Source organism: Selenomonadales bacterium (assembly GCA_018335585.1).
GTDB lineage: Bacteria > Bacillota > UBA994 > UBA994 > UBA994 > UBA994.
The window spans coordinates 1-16,308 of record JAGXRZ010000031.1 but is presented as its reverse complement, the minus strand read 5'-3'; the positions used below and the strand labels follow the sequence as shown (position 1 = coordinate 16,308).

The 16,308-nt window shown below is 55.5% G+C and carries 14 protein-coding genes and 1 other annotated feature; all 14 genes read left to right on the top strand.

The window, feature by feature from the left end; genetic code table 11:
- Positions 1 to 627 (top strand): elongation factor Tu (gene tuf / locus KGZ66_05800; GenBank protein MBS3985099.1); only part of this gene is annotated, 627 nt, incomplete at its 5' end.
- Positions 628 to 847: 220 nt separating this feature from the next.
- Positions 848 to 997 (top strand): 50S ribosomal protein L33, encoded by a 150-nt coding sequence (gene rpmG / locus KGZ66_05795; protein ID MBS3985098.1) that lies wholly within the window; start codon positions 848 to 850, stop codon positions 995 to 997.
- An 8-nt stretch (positions 998 to 1,005) separates the two neighbouring features.
- A complete protein-coding gene (gene secE / locus KGZ66_05790) occupies positions 1,006 to 1,221 on the top strand; it encodes a preprotein translocase subunit SecE (GenBank protein MBS3985097.1) in 216 nt (71 codons plus the stop codon).
- A gap of 66 nt (positions 1,222 to 1,287) precedes the next feature.
- Positions 1,288 to 1,815: a transcription termination/antitermination protein NusG gene (nusG, locus tag KGZ66_05785; GenBank protein MBS3985096.1), complete on the top strand. Its 528-nt coding sequence runs from the start codon at positions 1,288 to 1,290 to the stop codon at positions 1,813 to 1,815.
- A 57-nt stretch (positions 1,816 to 1,872) separates the two neighbouring features.
- Positions 1,873 to 2,298, top strand: a complete 426-nt coding sequence (gene rplK / locus KGZ66_05780; GenBank protein MBS3985095.1) for a 50S ribosomal protein L11 — start codon at positions 1,873 to 1,875, stop codon at positions 2,296 to 2,298.
- 56 nt (positions 2,299 to 2,354) lie between these two features.
- The gene (gene rplA / locus KGZ66_05775; GenBank protein ID MBS3985094.1) at positions 2,355 to 3,071 is read left to right on the top strand and encodes a 50S ribosomal protein L1; all 717 of its coding nucleotides are present in this window, start codon (positions 2,355 to 2,357) and stop codon (positions 3,069 to 3,071) included.
- Positions 3,072 to 3,409: 338 nt separating this feature from the next.
- Positions 3,410 to 3,542: a sequence feature (ribosomal protein L10 leader region), on the top strand.
- A gap of 21 nt (positions 3,543 to 3,563) precedes the next feature.
- The gene (locus tag KGZ66_05770; protein MBS3985093.1) at positions 3,564 to 4,061 is read left to right on the top strand and encodes a 50S ribosomal protein L10; all 498 of its coding nucleotides are present in this window, start codon (positions 3,564 to 3,566) and stop codon (positions 4,059 to 4,061) included.
- A gap of 23 nt (positions 4,062 to 4,084) precedes the next feature.
- Positions 4,085 to 4,462 carry a 50S ribosomal protein L7/L12 gene (rplL, locus tag KGZ66_05765; protein MBS3985092.1) on the top strand — a complete coding sequence of 126 codons (378 nt, stop codon included), beginning with the start codon at positions 4,085 to 4,087 and terminating at the stop codon, positions 4,460 to 4,462.
- Positions 4,463 to 4,805: 343 nt separating this feature from the next.
- The gene (rpoB, locus tag KGZ66_05760; protein MBS3985091.1) at positions 4,806 to 8,846 is read left to right on the top strand and encodes a DNA-directed RNA polymerase subunit beta; all 4,041 of its coding nucleotides are present in this window, start codon (positions 4,806 to 4,808) and stop codon (positions 8,844 to 8,846) included.
- A 24-nt stretch (positions 8,847 to 8,870) separates the two neighbouring features.
- A complete protein-coding gene (gene rpoC, locus KGZ66_05755; protein ID MBS3985090.1) occupies positions 8,871 to 12,590 on the top strand; it encodes a DNA-directed RNA polymerase subunit beta' in 3,720 nt (1,239 codons plus the stop codon).
- Between the two features lie 92 nt (positions 12,591 to 12,682).
- The gene (rpsL, locus tag KGZ66_05750) at positions 12,683 to 13,096 is read left to right on the top strand and encodes a 30S ribosomal protein S12 (protein ID MBS3985089.1); all 414 of its coding nucleotides are present in this window, start codon (positions 12,683 to 12,685) and stop codon (positions 13,094 to 13,096) included.
- Between the two features lie 60 nt (positions 13,097 to 13,156).
- Positions 13,157 to 13,627: a 30S ribosomal protein S7 gene (gene rpsG, locus KGZ66_05745; GenBank protein ID MBS3985088.1), complete on the top strand. Its 471-nt coding sequence runs from the start codon at positions 13,157 to 13,159 to the stop codon at positions 13,625 to 13,627.
- A gap of 258 nt (positions 13,628 to 13,885) precedes the next feature.
- Positions 13,886 to 15,952: an elongation factor G gene (gene fusA / locus KGZ66_05740; protein MBS3985087.1), complete on the top strand. Its 2,067-nt coding sequence runs from the start codon at positions 13,886 to 13,888 to the stop codon at positions 15,950 to 15,952.
- Between the two features lie 20 nt (positions 15,953 to 15,972).
- Positions 15,973 to 16,308 (top strand): elongation factor Tu (gene tuf, locus KGZ66_05735; protein ID MBS3985086.1); only part of this gene is annotated, 336 nt, incomplete at its 3' end.

Genomic DNA, 16,308 nt, shown 5'->3' with positions numbered 1-16,308 from the left:
AAGCTCTGGCAGCTGATGGACGCAGTAGACGAGTATATTCCTACTCCTGTACGCGAAACCGAAAAGCCCTTCCTGATGCCCGTAGAAGACGTCTTCACGATTACCGGTCGCGGCACCGTAGCAACCGGTCGCGTTGAGCGCGGCGTGATTAAGGTATCCGACGAAGTTGAAATCGTAGGCTTTACCGAAAGACCCCGCAAGACCGTCTGCACCGGCGTAGAAATGTTCCGCAAGCTCCTTGACCAGGCCCAAGCCGGTGACAACGTAGGGTTACTCCTGCGCGGCGTAGACCGCAAAGACATCGAGCGTGGCCAGGTATTGGCAAAGCCCGGCTCGATTAAGCCCCACACCAAGTTTAAGGGCGAAGTCTACGTTCTGTCCCAAGAAGAAGGCGGCCGTCATAAGCCCTTCTTTGACGGATACCGTCCGCAGTTTTACTTCCGCACCACCGACGTAACCGGTATCTTGAACCTGCCCGCAGGCGTAGAGATGGTTATGCCCGGCGACAACATCACCATGACGATTGAGCTTATTACTACGATTGCCATGGAGCCCGGCGTGCGCTTTGCTATTCGCGAAGGCGGCCGTACCGTCGGCGCCGGCGTCGTGACGGAGATTATTGAGTAGGGCCCCAGCGCCTAGTGCCTAGTGTCTAGGTCAGGATTCGCAATTCACGAATGATGAACGCGAGCTAATCGCTTCTACTGGGAACTGAGGACTGGGCACTGGGCACTTCGCAAAGGCACTGCGGTTCGCCGCAGTGTTTTTCCTTGACACAGGTATGTCCCTGTGATAACTTTTATGGGGTATCCGTTTTTAGGCGCCATTATAGCAGGAGGTGGGACTAATGCGAGTAGGTATTACGTTAGCCTGCGGTGAGTGCAAACAACGCAACTACCGTACTACTAAGAATAAGAAGACCAACACGGAACGCTTGGAGATGAAAAAGTACTGCAAGTTCTGTAAGACTCACACCGCTCATCGGGAAACAAAGTAGGTGAAGGTATGAAGTTCTTACAGAAGCTCGTGGACAAATTTCACGAACTCACCAAGTTCTTGCGCGAAGTCCGCAGTGAAATGCGCAAGGTCGTGTGGCCCACTCGGCAGCAGACCGTTAACTACACCCTAGTAGTAGTTGCGGCAGTGATTCTGGTGGCAGGTCTTATTTCCATTACGGACGCCGCCTTTGGCGCGGTTATCCGGCGCGTGCTCGGCATCTAATCCTAGTCGCGGAGTTCCCGTCGAAGGAGGTAGGGGCGCTATCTTTGATAGGGCCCTGAGAGAGTTATGGCAAAGAATTGGTACGTGGTGCACACCTATTCCGGGTACGAGAATAAGGTGAAAGCCAACCTGGAAAAGCGCGTCCAATCCATGGAGATGGAGGACAAGATTTTTCGTGTACTAGTCCCGATGGAGGATGAACTGGAGACGGGCCGAGACGGCAAAAAGAAGCTTGTCAAGAAAAAAGTTTTCCCGGGCTATGTGATTGTGGAGATGATCGTGACCGACGATTCTTGGTACGTCGTGCGAAATACGCCGGGCGTAACAGGCTTTGTAGGTTCCGGCACCAAACCGACGCCGCTTAATGACAGCGAAGTCAAGGCAATTTTGCGCTCCATGAATATGGAAGAGCCCAAGATTCGCGTCGATTATTCGCTTGGCGAGTCTGTGCGTATCATCGAGGGGCCCTTCCAAGGCTTTGTTGGTCCGATTGAAGAGATTATCGCTGACCGACAAAAGCTCAGGGTAAGGGTGAACATGTTTGGCCGCGAGACGCCCGTGGAATTGAACTTCACTCAAGTGCAAAAACTGTAGAACCCTAAGTAAGGGATATGAATTTGCCGCGGCAAATTCAGAGGGAGGTGGACGTAGTTGGCTAAGAAACTTGTTAAAGTCGTCAAACTGCAAATTCCTGCTGGCAAGGCAACGCCTGCTCCACCGGTTGGACCTGCCCTGGGTCAAGCTGGTATTAACATCATGGGCTTTGTCAAGGAGTTTAACGAGCGCACCGCGCAGCAAGTGGGCTTGATTATCCCGGTAGAGGTTTCTGTCTTTCATGACAGGTCTTTTACTTTCATACTCAAGACCCCGCCGGCGGCTGTGCTGCTGAAGAAGGCGGCAGGAGTCGAATCGGGCTCCGGTGAGCCTAACAAAAAGAAGGTTGCTAAAGTGACCCGCGCTAAGGTGCGCGAGATTGCCCAGTTGAAGATGCCTGACTTAAATGCCGCAAGTATCGACGCGGCCGTGCGCATGGTCGAAGGCACTGCGCGTAGCATGGGCATCGAAGTTGTTGACTAGGAAAAGAACCCGCGTGGGAGGGGTTATTCCCGCTATTACCACTGGAGGTGAAGAGCATGCCTAAGAGAGGCAAGAAGTATTTAGAAGCAGCAAAGCTTTTTGACCGCACTGTCTTCTATGACCCTAGCGAGGCCGTCGCGCTCGCCAAGAAGAGCGCCACCGCAAAGTTTGACGAGACCATCGAAGTCGCGGTAAGGCTTGGGGTCAACCCAAAACACGCCGACCAACAAGTGCGCGGTGCTGTTGTGTTGCCGCACGGTACGGGTAAGACTGTGCGTGTGCTTGTTTTTGCTAAAGGCGACAAGGCGCGTGAAGCAGAGAATGCAGGCGCGGACGTCGTCGGAGCCGAAGACATTATCGCTAAGATTCAGAACGAGAACTGGGTAGACTTTGACGTGGCCATCGCCACCCCCGACATTATGGGGCAGGTTGGCCGCTTGGGTAGGATTCTCGGTCCGAAGGGGCTTATGCCTAACCCCAAAGTAGGTACAGTTACGTTCGATGTGGCCAAGGCGATTCGCGATGTGAAGGCAGGTAAGATTGAGTACCGCGTCGATAAGGCAGGTATCGTTCACGCCCCTATCGGCAAGGCTTCTTTCACGGAAGACAAGCTTATGGGCAACTTCGTGGCGCTACTCGAGGCCCTCGTTAAGGCTAAGCCGAGCGCAGCGAAAGGCGTCTATGTGCGTACCGTAACCCTGTCATCAACGATGGGCCCGGGCGTGCGCGTCAATGCTGCCAAGGCAGCAGGCGTAGGAGTTGCGACGCAGTAGGTTGTGTCGCTTGTCGCTTGTCGCTGGTCGCTTGAGGATAGCCGCTAGGTGCCAGCCGCCAGGGGAGTGGCTTTGAGCTGTGAGCTGTGAGGCGCTGGAAATCATGAATCATGAATCGTGAATCATGAACTAGGGGGTCCGTGAGCTGTGAGCTAAGGCGGGGTGGAAAGGTCAAAGAGATACCGTAAACCACCGAGATACGCTCTACTGGGCACTGAGGACTGGGCACTGGGCACCTCCTCATACTAGGAGCCAGGCGCCAGAAGCGCCCGCGTTCCCACGAAGTGCGAAGTGCGAAGTGCGAAGTGCGCTTGACATCACTCCCTCCCCATGGTAACTTAACACTGCTAATTCCGCTCAAGACAGTAGGTACGTAGTTTAAACGCCGTAGGCGGCCTACCGAGGTGGGAGTGTATACTGTGGTTCAGTATGCCTTTCCCGCATGCGGGGAAGGCATCTTCTCATTGTGGACGCTAAAGGAGGTGTAGAAGAATGGGTAATCGCGAAGCGAAGGGGCAAGTAGTACAAGAGCTAGTAGCTAAGTTGCGCGCGAACAAAGGTGCCGTGTTCATTGACTATCGCGGAATTTCCGTAGCCAAGGACACCGAATTGCGCGCGAAGCTGCGTAAGGCCGGTATCGAATACCGCGTGGTGAAAAACACTCTGTTCCAGCGCGCGGCCAACGAAGTTGGCGCAGCAGGATTGGAGCGCTATTTAGAGGGTCCGACGGCAGTTGCGCTAAGCCCCGACTCCGTCGCTCCGGCGAGAGTTCTTACGGAGTGGATTAAGGCGAACAAGATGCTTGAGATTAAGGGTGGCCTCTATGAGGGCAAAGCCTATGACCAAGCGGGTGTAGCTGCTATTGCTGCTCTGCCGACACGCGAGGTTATGCTCAGCATCGTGCTAGGTACACTGAACGCGCCGTTGTCCGCCTTTGCCGGTGTCATTGATGCGATACGCAGGCAAAAGGAAGAGCCGGCTGCAGACTAACAGAATTCGAAGGAGGTAAAAAAATGAGTAAAGCACAAATTATCGAGATGGTAAAGAACATGACCGTGCTTGAGCTCTCCGAGCTTGTAAAAGCACTTGAGACCGAGTTTGGCGTAACTGCCGCCGCACCGATGGCGGCCATGCCGCAAGCCGGTGGCGCAGCCCCCGTAGCCGAAGTGGTGGAAGAGCAAACCGAGTTCACCGTTATCCTGGCTAGCGCAGGCGACAAGAAGATTAACGTCATTAAGGTAGTGCGCGAGGTTACCGGCCTCGGTCTTGTAGAAGCGAAGGCCCTCGTTGACGGAGCTCCCAAGCCTGTCAAGGAAAACGTCAGCAAGGAAGATGCTGCCAAGATTAAGGCTAAGCTGGTTGAAGCCGGCGCTGCAGTCGAGATCAAATAACCATCCGCCAGCAAGGGACGCGTCTGTGATTAGACCGTCCCTTTTTCCTAAGTGGAAGGCCTTCGGGCGAAAGCTATGCTGCAGCCATATACAGGACAGGTGGATATAAGGCATGTATCTAGCTTAGTTAACTCGGAAAGTTTCCTGTAGGCCTTGACTCATCCCAACATGCTATGTTAGCATATTAAATTGTCACGAAGTATCCTACGCCGATAGGCGTTTAGACTTTGTGCAGGTGGGTAGAATAGTTAGGTAGTCTCAGCCAAGGGGGTACTGTCCCCTTTTTTGGCTTGTCGGCTATGAAGTTCCACGGAGAAATCTCGGCAAGAGGGTGAAGCGTTTAATGGTTAAGGCCAACGCGGAAGGCAGGCGGCAGCGGGTTCGTTTCGGGCGTATTGAAGAGGTCTTGGGCGTACCTAATCTCATCGAAATCCAGAGGCAATCGTTTGATTGGTTTGTTAATGAGGGGCTGGCCGAAACATTCCGGGACATCTCTCCCATTCAAGATTTTACGGGCAATCTCGTTTTGGAATTCATTGATCATCAGTTTGGTGAGCCAAAGTTTTCTCTGGATGAATTTAAGGAAAAAGACTCTACCTTCTCGGCGCCTCTGCGCGTTAAGGTGCGCTTAGTGAACAAGGAGACGGGCGAAGTCAAGGAGCAAGAAGTCTTTATGGGAGACTTCCCGCTCATGACCGAGAACGGCACGTTTATCTATAACGGTGCCGAACGCGTCGTCGTCAGCCAGTTGGTGCGCTCACCCGGGGCCTACTACCATGAATCGATGGAGGCTACCGGGGATAAAGTGTTCACTTCGACGCTTATTCCTAACCGCGGTGCTTGGCTGGAAATGGAGACCGACGCAAATGACGTGGTATGGGCGCGCGTAGACCGCACGCGTAAGATACCGATTACCGTGTTGTTAAGAGCCTTGGGACTTGGCACCAATCAGGCTATTTTGCAGGCGCTTGGTGAAGATGCGAAGTTGTCTTCTACGTTTGACCGCGACAGCACCAGCACCATGGAAGAAGGACTCATAGAAATATACAAACGCCTGCGTCCCGGCGAACCACCTACGGTCGAGAGCGCTAAGGCGCTGTTGCACTCGCTCTTTTTTGACCCGCGCCGCTACGACCTCGCTCATGTCGGGCGCTATAAGCTCAACAAGAAGCTAAGTTTGCGCCGTCGCGTGCAAGGGCGTATAGCCGCAGAAACCGTTATCGCAACCGAGGCAGTTTACCAGACCGAAGTCGAAGCGACCGGGCGCGAGCAGGTAGGCTTAGGCGGCGTGCTTATAGCGGCCGGAGAAGTCTTGGTGCAGCGCGGCGAGAAAGTTACGCGCGAAACAGCGGAACGCCTAGAGCAAGCAGGGGTCAACGAGCTCTTAGTGCAGGCTGAACGCACCGGTCAGACTCTCATTCGCGGCAACGGCTTGCGTCGCGAGACGTGGCAGTCGCGCGTAAGAGGCGGTAAGCTCCTAGGGCATATCGTCAACAACGCGGGAGAAGTCGTCCTGTGGAGTGGAACCGAACTCGGCAGCGAAGAAATCGAGCTCTTGGAGCGTACCCTCGCGGCCGACGCTTTGCCTGAGCGCGTCGTGAATATTGAGCTCCGTCGCCAGCAAAAGACGGTGGTACTTGCACATCGCTTTGCTTCTCCGACCGAGAAGCATATAACCCGCGATGACGTTTATAGCGCCGTAAATTACCTGCTAGTCCTCCTAGAGGGTATCGGCAAGGTTGACGACATCGACCACCTCGGCAATAGGCGCCTGCGTTCCGTGGGTGAGCTGCTACAAAACGCTTTCCGCATCGGGCTCTCACGCATGGAGCGGGTAGTTAAAGAACGCATGACTATACAAGATGTCGATGTCATCACGCCGCAGGCTTTAATCAATATTCGACCGGTTGTAGCATCGATTAAGGAGTTCTTTGGCTCCAGTCAACTGTCGCAGTTTATGGACCAGACTAACCCCCTCGCTGAGCTGGCGCACAAACGCCGCTTGAGCGCTCTAGGTCCCGGGGGACTAAGCCGTGAACGCGCCGGTGTAGAAGTACGCGACGTGCACTTTTCGCATTACGGGCGTATCTGCCCCATCGAGACACCGGAAGGTCCAAACGTCGGCTTAATCGGAAACCTCTCTACCTATGCGCGTGTAAACAAATATGGGTTTATTGAGACCCCCTATCGCGTGGTAAGAAAGCAAGGGAATGATACGCTTGTGTTCCCGAGCGTCGAGTATTTGACGGCGGACGAAGAAGACGAGTTTGTCATCGCGCAGGCTAACGCTGAGCTAGAGGATATGCCCGCAGCAGGGCAGGGAATCAGTCGCTTTGCCATGGAGCGCACGACCGTGCGGCATCGCCACCAGATTAAGGTGGTTCCTGTCAGCGAAGTAGACTATATGGACGTCTCGCCTAAGCAGGTCTTTAGCGTGCCCACCATTCTCATTCCGTTCTTAGAGCACGACGAAGCGGGCCGAGCCTTGATGGGTGCAAACATGATGAAGCAAGCAGTACCGCTCCTGCGTCCGGAAGCTCCGTTAGTGGGCACCGGCATGGAGTACAAGGCTGCTATCGACTCGGGCTCCGTGCTTGTAGCGCGACGCGCCGGCAAAGTAAAGCGCGTGGGGGCGAAAAACATTGCCGTCGAAACTGCCGACGGCTCAGTGGATACCTATAAGTTGATGAAGTTTGTCCGCAGTAACCAAGGTACCTGCATCAACCAGCGCCCGGTGGTAGCGAAGGGGCAGGTGCTTGCGGAGCGCGAGCTAATTGCAGACGGGCCGGCCACCAGTGAAGGGGAGATTGCACTAGGCCGCAATGTGCTGTGTGCGTTTATGCCTTGGGGCGGATACAACTTTGAGGACGCCATTTTAATCAGCGAACGTCTTGTACGCGAGGACGTGTTCACTTCTATCCACATCGAAGAATACGAAGCCGAGGCGCGCGATACCAAGCTCGGCCCCGAAGAGATTACCTCCGACATTCCAAACGTCGGTGACGATATGCTGCGCGACCTTGATGACCGCGGCATCGTGCGCATAGGAGCCGAGGTGCGCACCGGCGACATTCTCGTCGGCAAGGTTACACCTAAGGGCGAAACGGAACTGACGGCCGAGGAACGCTTGCTGCGCGCCATCTTTGGCGAGAAAGCACGCGAAGTCCGCGATACGTCGGCGCGTGTCCCGCACGGCGAATCCGGTCGCGTCGTAGACGTTAAGGTGTTCTCACGCGAGAATAGCGACGAACTTCCACCCGGCGTGAACATGCTAGTGCGCGTGTACGTAGCGCAGAAACGCAAAATCTCCGAAGGCGACAAGATGGCCGGACGCCACGGCAATAAAGGTGTCATTGCCTGTATCTTGCCCGACGAAGATATGCCCTTCTTGCCGGACGGCCGTTCGGTAGACATTGTATTGAACCCCCTAGGGGTCCCTAGCCGTATGAACATCGGTCAGGTGCTTGAGACGCACCTCGGCATGGCTGCTAAGGCGTTAGGCATCCACGTAGCCAGCCCCGTTTTTGACGGCGGACATGAGAGCGACATTCAGGCCTTCTTGGCCCAAGCCGGGTTGTCTCCCGACGGTAAGTCGGTCGTCTACGACGGGCGTACCGGCGAAGCCTTTGACAACGAAGTGGCCGTCGGTTATGTCTACATGATGAAGCTCTTCCACCTAGTTGACGACAAGATTCACGCTCGCTCCACAGGCCCATACAGCTTAGTGACACAGCAGCCGCTAGGCGGTAAGGCGCAGTTTGGCGGACAGCGTTTCGGGGAAATGGAGGTGTGGGCGCTCGAGGCTTATGGTGCCGCCTACACACTGCAGGAGCTGCTTACGGTTAAGTCAGACGACGTGGTAGGCCGCGTCAAGACCTATGAAGCAATCGTCAAGGGCGAAAACATCCCTGAACCTGGCGTGCCGGAGTCTTTTAAAGTGTTAATAAAGGAACTGCAGAGTCTGTGCATGAACGTGAGGATTCTTGACGAGCACGAGCAGGAAATCGAAATTCGCGAGCACGACGAGGATATCAACGAGACTCTGCGTGAGCTTAAGCTCAGCATCGAGGGCGATGAGGAAGAAGGACGCACCAGACGGCGCAAGGTTGAGCCGCCGCTTGAGACTCGCGTGGCTGACAAGATAGCCGATGAGGATGAAGACGAGGATGACGACGAGGGCGATGCTCTGCCGCTTGACCCGCGGGAGCTCTCTGCAGTTCTGCGCAAGCGCCTAGTGCCGGAGGCTACCGGTGATGAGGAAGCCGAAGAGGAAGAGGATTTCCTCGACGACGACGAGGACGACGAGGACGACCTCGCCACTTTGCTGGCCAAGAAGCTAGCACCGCTCGGCGTTACGTCAAAGAGCAAGCCACGTTCTTCGTAATTTTACTTGAGGGGAGCGACCACTATGTTGGATGTCAACGAGTTTGAGTCCATACGCATAAGCTTAGCGTCGCCCGACCAGATCAGGGAGTGGTCGAAAGGCGAAGTTAAAAAGCCTGAGACCATCAACTATCGCACGTTGAAACCTGAAAAGGAAGGCTTGTTCTGCGAAAAGATATTCGGCCCTACGAAAGACTGGGAATGCAACTGCGGCAAGTACAAGCGGGTGCGCTATAAAGGCATCGTCTGCGACCGCTGCGGCGTCGAAGTTACCCGCAGCAAAGTACGGCGCGAGCGCATGGGTCATATTGAACTGGCGGCCCCTGTCTCGCATATCTGGTATTTTAAAGGCATCCCAAGTCGCATGGGGCTTATTCTTGACATGTCGCCAAGGCTCTTGGAGAAGGTGCTGTACTTTGCTGCCTATGTTGTCCTAGACGCAAAGGATTCCCAGCTCAGCGAGGGGCAGATTCTCACCGAGGCCGAATACCGCGAGGCGCGCGAGCGCTTTGGCAGTGCTTTCCGCGTAGGTATGGGAGCGGAGGCCGTGCGTGAGCTTTTGTCGCGCATTGAATTGGAGACAACCGTAGCCGAGCTCAGGGCCGAGTCTGCCGAGACGACAGGCCAACGCCGCGTGCGTGCGATTAGGCGCCTTGAGGTTATGGAGTCATTCCGCAAGTCCGGCAACCGTCCGGAGTGGATGATTATGGACGTCATCCCGGTAATTCCGCCTGACCTGCGTCCGATGGTGCAGCTAGACGGCGGCCGCTTTGCGACCTGCGACTTAAATGACCTTTACCGCCGCGTCATTAACCGCAACAACCGCTTAAAGCGGCTGCTTGAGCTTGGCGCGCCGGACATTATCGTGCGTAACGAAAAACGCATGCTACAGGAAGCAGTCGACGCCCTAATAGATAACGGCCGGCGCGGTAGGCCCGTCACAGGCCCCGGCAATCGCCCGCTTAAGTCGTTAAGTGACATGCTTAAGGGGAAACAGGGCCGCTTCCGGCAAAACCTTTTGGGCAAACGTGTAGACTATTCCGGCCGTTCCGTAATTGTGGCCGGGCCGGAACTTAAGCTATACCAGTGCGGACTCCCCAAAGAGATGGCGCTCGAGCTGTTTAAGCCATTCGTTATGCGTCAGCTAGTGGCGGAAGGGTTTGCGCAAAATATTAAGAGTGCGAAGCGTAAAGTAGAACGGGTCAGCGAAGAAGTATGGGATGTGTTGGAGGAAGTTATTGCCGACCACCCCGTGCTCTTAAACCGCGCACCTACTTTGCACCGCTTAGGCATACAGGCCTTTGAGCCGGTTCTCGTAGAGGGACGCGCCATTAAGCTCCATCCTTTGGTGTGTACGGCGTACAATGCCGACTTTGACGGCGACCAAATGGCTGTGCACGTGCCTTTGTCTGCGGAAGCGCAGGCGGAAGCGCGACTGCTCCTGCTGTCGGCGCATAATTTGCTTAATCCCAAAGACGGCAAACCTGTAGTCACACCGACCAAGGACATGGTTCTCGGCGTTTACTACCTAACCACGTACAACCCCGCCGCTAGAGGCGCGGGGAGTGCCTTCGCCTCTGTGCATGAAGCGCTCATGGCTTATCAGGACGGGGCTATCGAAATCAATGCACCGATTAAGGTGCGCCGTACCGCAAAACACGCTGATGGTTCTACGGTTTCTAGGGTCGTTGAAGCGACTATCGGGCGACTGATCTTCAACGAAGCGATTCCGCAAGACCTAGGCTTCGTGGACCGCACGCAATCTGACACCATGTGCAACCTAGAGATCAACCAACTAGTCCCCCTTAAGGTCTTGCGTTCGATCGTGGAGAGATGCTACCGCAGGCACGGCAGTGCCATGACGACAGAAGTACTCGATAGGATTAAGACGCTTGGCTTTGAATACGCTACCAAGTCGGGCATCAGCATTGCCATCGGCGACGTAGTCATTCCCAAGGATAAAGCGGCTATCGTCGGCGAGGCCGAGAAGGTCGTGGCTAATATCGAGCGCGCTTTTGCCCGCGGTATGATGAACGCCGACGAGAAATACCAAAATGTCATCGACGTCTGGAGCCAAACTTCAGCCAAAGTCCAGCGGGCGCTGCTTGACTCGATGCCGGCATTTAACCCCATGTTTATGATGGTAGACGCAGGTGCACGCGGTAACGTCAGTCAGATTACCCAGCTTGGTGGCATGCGCGGCTTAATGAGCGACCCCATGGGGCGAATCATCGAGCTGCCGGTAAAGGCGAACTTCAGAGAAGGGTTGACGGTACTCGAGTACTTTACGTCTACGCATGGCGCGCGCAAAGGCGCCGCCGATACGGCCATCCGCACCGCGGATTCGGGGTACCTGACGCGCCGACTCGTCGATGTGTCGCAAGACGTAATTATCCGCGAGGAAGACTGCGGCACTGCCGAAGGTATAGTGGTTGAAGCCATCCGCGACGGGCGGCAGACAATCGTGTCCTTAGCCGAGCGTATTGCCGGACGAGTAGCGGCCGAAGATGTAGCCGCTCCCCCGCACCGCGACCCAGGTACAGGTCAAATGATAGACCGTCCGCCTGTAATCGTGCGCGAAGGGCAGCTGATTGACGAAGACGCTGCACAGGCCATAGCTGTGTACGGTGCCGTAATGGCGCCGGTGAGCGGTACGATTCTGCGCCAAGAAGAGGCGGAGGATATTCGCATTACCGATAAGTTTGGGCAGGAGCACAAACTTATCCAACCGATTCTGGGCGTTAAGTGGCTGGTGCAAAACGGCGACGCGGTAAAGGCAGGGCAGCAGCTAACAGACGGCTTGATTAGAACCGTGCATATCAGGAACGTGCTTACCTGCAAGAGTCGCTACGGCGTCTGCATAAAGTGTTACGGCAAGAACCTCGCCACCGGCGGCATGGTCGAGATGGGCGAAGCAATCGGCATTATTGCCGCGCAGTCTATCGGCGAACCCGGCACGCAGTTGACGATGCGCACTTTCCACACCGGAGGCGTAGCGGGCGACGACATTACACAGGGTTTACCGCGTGTAGAAGAGCTGTTTGAGGCAAGGCGACCTAAAGGACAGGCGATTATCAGCGAAATCGACGGCGTCGTGCGCTTTGTCGAGGCCAAGAAGGGTCGCGAAATTGAGATTCACGGCCTAGACGGCGAAGTAAAGAGCTATCCCATCAGCTTCAGCGCGCGCCTGAAAGTTCTGGAGGGAAGTACGGTGCAGGCGGGCGATGAGCTGACCGAGGGGCCTGTTAATCCGGCTGAACTGCTGGCAGTAAAGGGCATTAGGGCAGTGCAGGCCTATGTGCTGCAAGAGGTGCAAAAGGTCTACCGCACGCAAGGTGTCGAGATTAACGACAAGCACGTCGAAGTTATCGTGCGCCAGACGCTGCGCAAGGTCAAGGTGGATGACCCGGGCGGCACGGATCTTCTTCCCGGCGGGCTTATAGACGTCATGGATTTTGAGGAAGCAAATGCGCGCGCCCTAATGGAAGAGAGGGAGCCGGCAGTCGCTCGTCCTGTCTTGTTAGGTATCACTAAGGCTTCGCTGGCTACGGACTCGTTCCTGTCAGCCGCCTCGTTCCAAGAAACGACGCGCGTACTGACGGACGCCGCGATTAAGACAAAGACCGACCCGCTTATCGGGCTTAAGGAGAATGTCATTATCGGCAAGCTTATCCCTGCGGGAACAGGTATGGGCAGGTATCGCAACATCCGCGTGGTTGTGGCGGGAGCTCTGGGCGGGGAATAACAAAAAACGTTGACACGCCCATTTGCGACTTAGTATAATGCGATGGTGTGCTATCAAAGCCCTAGGGAACAGTGACGGAAGGAGGTGCATGTATGCCAACGATTAGCCAATTAGTTCGCAACGGCCGGCAGTCCCTTGAGAACAGATCTAAGTCACCTCATCTCAGTCGCTGCCCGCAGCGTCGGGGTGTGTGTGTTCAGGTTAAGACCATGAACCCCAAGAAGCCGAACTCCGCCATCCGCAAGATTGCTAGGGTGCGTCTGTCAAATGGCATTGAGGTCACTGCCTATATTCCGGGCATCGGCCACAATCTACAGGAGCACTCGGTCGTGCTTGTACGCGGCGGCCGCGTCAAGGATTTGCCGGGTGTGCGCTACCATATCGTGCGCGGCACGCTTGATGCAGGTGGGGTGCAAAACCGTGGTCAGGGCCGTTCTAAGTACGGCGCTAAACGCGCCAAAGCGGCGGCAGGCAAGGGAGCTCCCGCTAAGGGTGGGAAGAAATAATTGCCCTGCGGTGGCTCTTAGAGCCATCGAGTAACACTAGTTGTGAAGGAGGGAATAGATATGCCAAGAAAAGGTCCGGTGCCAAAGCGCGATGTTTTGCCTGATCCCATCTACAACAGCAAGTTTGTCACTCGCTTTATCAACAAGCTGATGTATGACGGCAAGCGCGGTATTGCGCAAGGGATATTTTATGGCGCTATGGAACGTGTGCGCGAGAAGACCGGCAAGGGTGCCATGGAGGTCTTCGAAGCTGCGGTTAAGAACGTCTCGCCCCTAGTCGAGGTCAAGCCTCGGCGCGTGGGCGGCGCTACTTACCAAGTGCCCGTTGAAGTTGGGCCCGAGCGCCAGAAGATGCTCTCGATTCGTTGGTTGGTGATGTACTCGCGCAAGCGGGGCGAAAAGACCATGGAAGAGCGTCTGGCAGCTGAGATTATGGATGCTGCTCAAAATCAGGGCGGATCCATTAAGAAGCGCGAAGACACGCACAAGATGGCCGAAGCCAATAAGGCGTTTGCGCATTATAGGTGGTAGAGTGAGCTGCGAGCTGTGGGGCGCTAGAAATCATGAATCGTGAATCATGAATCATGAACTAAGGGGGCCGTGAGCTGTGAGCTGTGAGCTATGGCGGGGTGGAAAGGTCAAAGGGAAACCGTACACCGCCGCGATACCACTCTACTAGGCACTAGGCACTGGGCACTGGGGACTAGGCACGCCCACAAAGTGCCAAGTGCGAAGTGCGAAGTGCATTCCCAAATCTCAAATCACAACCGCGCGAAGGGAGGTATTGTCATGCCGAGAGAATTTCCACTTGACAAGGTAAGAAACATTGGCATCATGGCGCACATAGATGCCGGAAAAACCACGACTACTGAGCGTATCCTCTACTATACGGGGAAGACGCACAAGCTAGGCGAGGTGCATGAAGGCGCCGCGACGATGGACTGGATGGTTCAGGAGCAAGAGCGGGGAATCACCATCACCTCGGCAGCCACCACCTGTCAATGGCGCGATTGTCAAATCAACATTATTGATACGCCCGGGCACGTGGACTTTACTGTCGAGGTCGAACGCAGTCTGCGGGTACTTGACGGAGCAGTGGCTGTTTTCTGCGCTAAAGGCGGTGTCGAGCCGCAGTCCGAGACCGTTTGGAGACAGGCAGACAAGTATAAGGTGCCGCGCATTGCCTACGTCAACAAGATGGACACATTGGGTGCAAATTTCCAACGAGTCGTAGCCATGATTCGCGACCGGCTTGGGGCTAACGCAGTGCCGATTCAGCTGCCGATTGGGAGCGAAGACACATTTGTCGGCATGGTCGACGTAGTTTCTAACGTTGCTCTCTACTACCTTGACAACGAAGGCAAGCAAATTGAGCAGCGCGAAGTGCCGTCTGACATGGCAGGGGAAGTACGAGAGGCGCGCCACCAACTTATCGAAAACATTGCACTGACGGACGAGGAGTTTATGATGCGCTACCTTGAAGGCGAAAGCCTTTCCGAGGAAGAAATACGGGCTACCTTGCGTCGCGCCGTACTGGCCGGCGCAGTCATCCCGGTTCTCGCGGGGTCGTCGTACCGCAACAAAGGTGTGCAAAACTTGCTCGATGCAGTGGTCGACTATCTGCCTGCGCCAATTGATATCCCCGCAGTTTTGGGGCAAGTGCCAAAGACGGGCGAACAAGCGGTGCGCGAGGTCAGTGACGGTGAACCGCTGTCCGCCTTAGCATTTAAGATTGTATCAGACCCTTTCGTAGGCAAGTTAGCCTACTTCCGAGTGTACTCAGGGCAGTTAGCGGCGGGAAGTTACGTGTACAACGCCACTAAAGGCAAACGAGAGCGCGTGGGGCGCGTGCTGCGAATGCATGCCAATCACCGCCAGGAGATTTCCGAAGTCTATACCGGAGATATCGCGGCTATCGTGGGCGTGAAGGACACTTCTACCGGCGACACTCTGTGCGACGAGAGAAACCCCATCGTGCTAGAGTCAATGCAGTTTCCTTCGCCGGTTATCGCGCAGAGTATCGAGCCTAACACCAAGGCAGACCAAGATAAGCTTGGGCTGGCACTCATGCGCTTAGCGGAGGAAGACCCCACGTTCCGCACCAAGACGGATACGGAGACAGGGCAGACCATTATCGAGGGCATGGGCGAGCTACACCTTGACATCATCGTAGACCGACTTAAGCGCGAGTTCAAAGTAGGCTGCGCAGTCGGCAAGCCGCAGGTAGCCTATCGCGAGGCGTTTCGCAGGGCAGTGCGGGCCGAGGGACGGTTTGTTCGCCAGAGCGGCGGGCGCGGTCAGTTCGGGCATGTATGGGTCGAGTTTGAGCCACTGCCGCCGGGTTCGGGCTTTGTCTTTGAGAGTAAGATTGTCGGCGGTGTCGTGCCCAAGGAGTACTGGAATCCGGTGGAGGACGGCATCGAGGAGGCCATGCAGAGCGGTATCTTAGCAGGCTTCCCGGTAGTAGACCTGAAGGCAACCTTGTATGACGGCAGCTACCATGAGGTTGACTCTTCGGAGATGGCGTTTAAGATTGCCGGCTCTATGGCCTTTAAAGCCGCGATGGCGCAGTCGAACCCCACCCTCCTTGAGCCGGTGATGAAAGTAGAACTCGTGGTATCGCAGGAGTACATGGGGGATGTAATCGGAGACATTACGTCGCGCCGGGGCCGCATCGAAGGCATGGAAGCCTTAGCGGGAGCACAGATTGTGCGCGGTGCCGTACCCTTGGCAGAAATGTTTGGTTACGCTACGGATTTGCGCTCTAAAACGCAAGGACGCGGAAACTATACGATGGAGCTTCTAGGTTACGAAGAGGTGCCCAAGTCTGTCAGCGAAGCAATACTAAAGCTGTAGGTTAGGTAGGAGGAAGAAGAATGGCTAAGAAAAAGTTCGAACGCAATAAGCCGCACGTTAACGTAGGGACAATCGGTCACATTGACCACGGTAAGACCACGACGACCGCTGCACTGACGAGCATTATTTCGACTACCGGCGGCGCAGAGAAAGTGGCCTACGACCAGATTGACAAGGCCCCCGAGGAAAAGGCCCGCGGCATCACGATTAACACCGCGCACGTCGAGTACGAGACCGCCAAGCGCCACTACGCCCACGTCGACTGCCCCGGTCATGCCGACTACATTAAGAACATGATTACCGGTGCCGCCCAGATGGACGGAGCAATCCTCGTAGTCTCGGCAGCAGACGGCCCC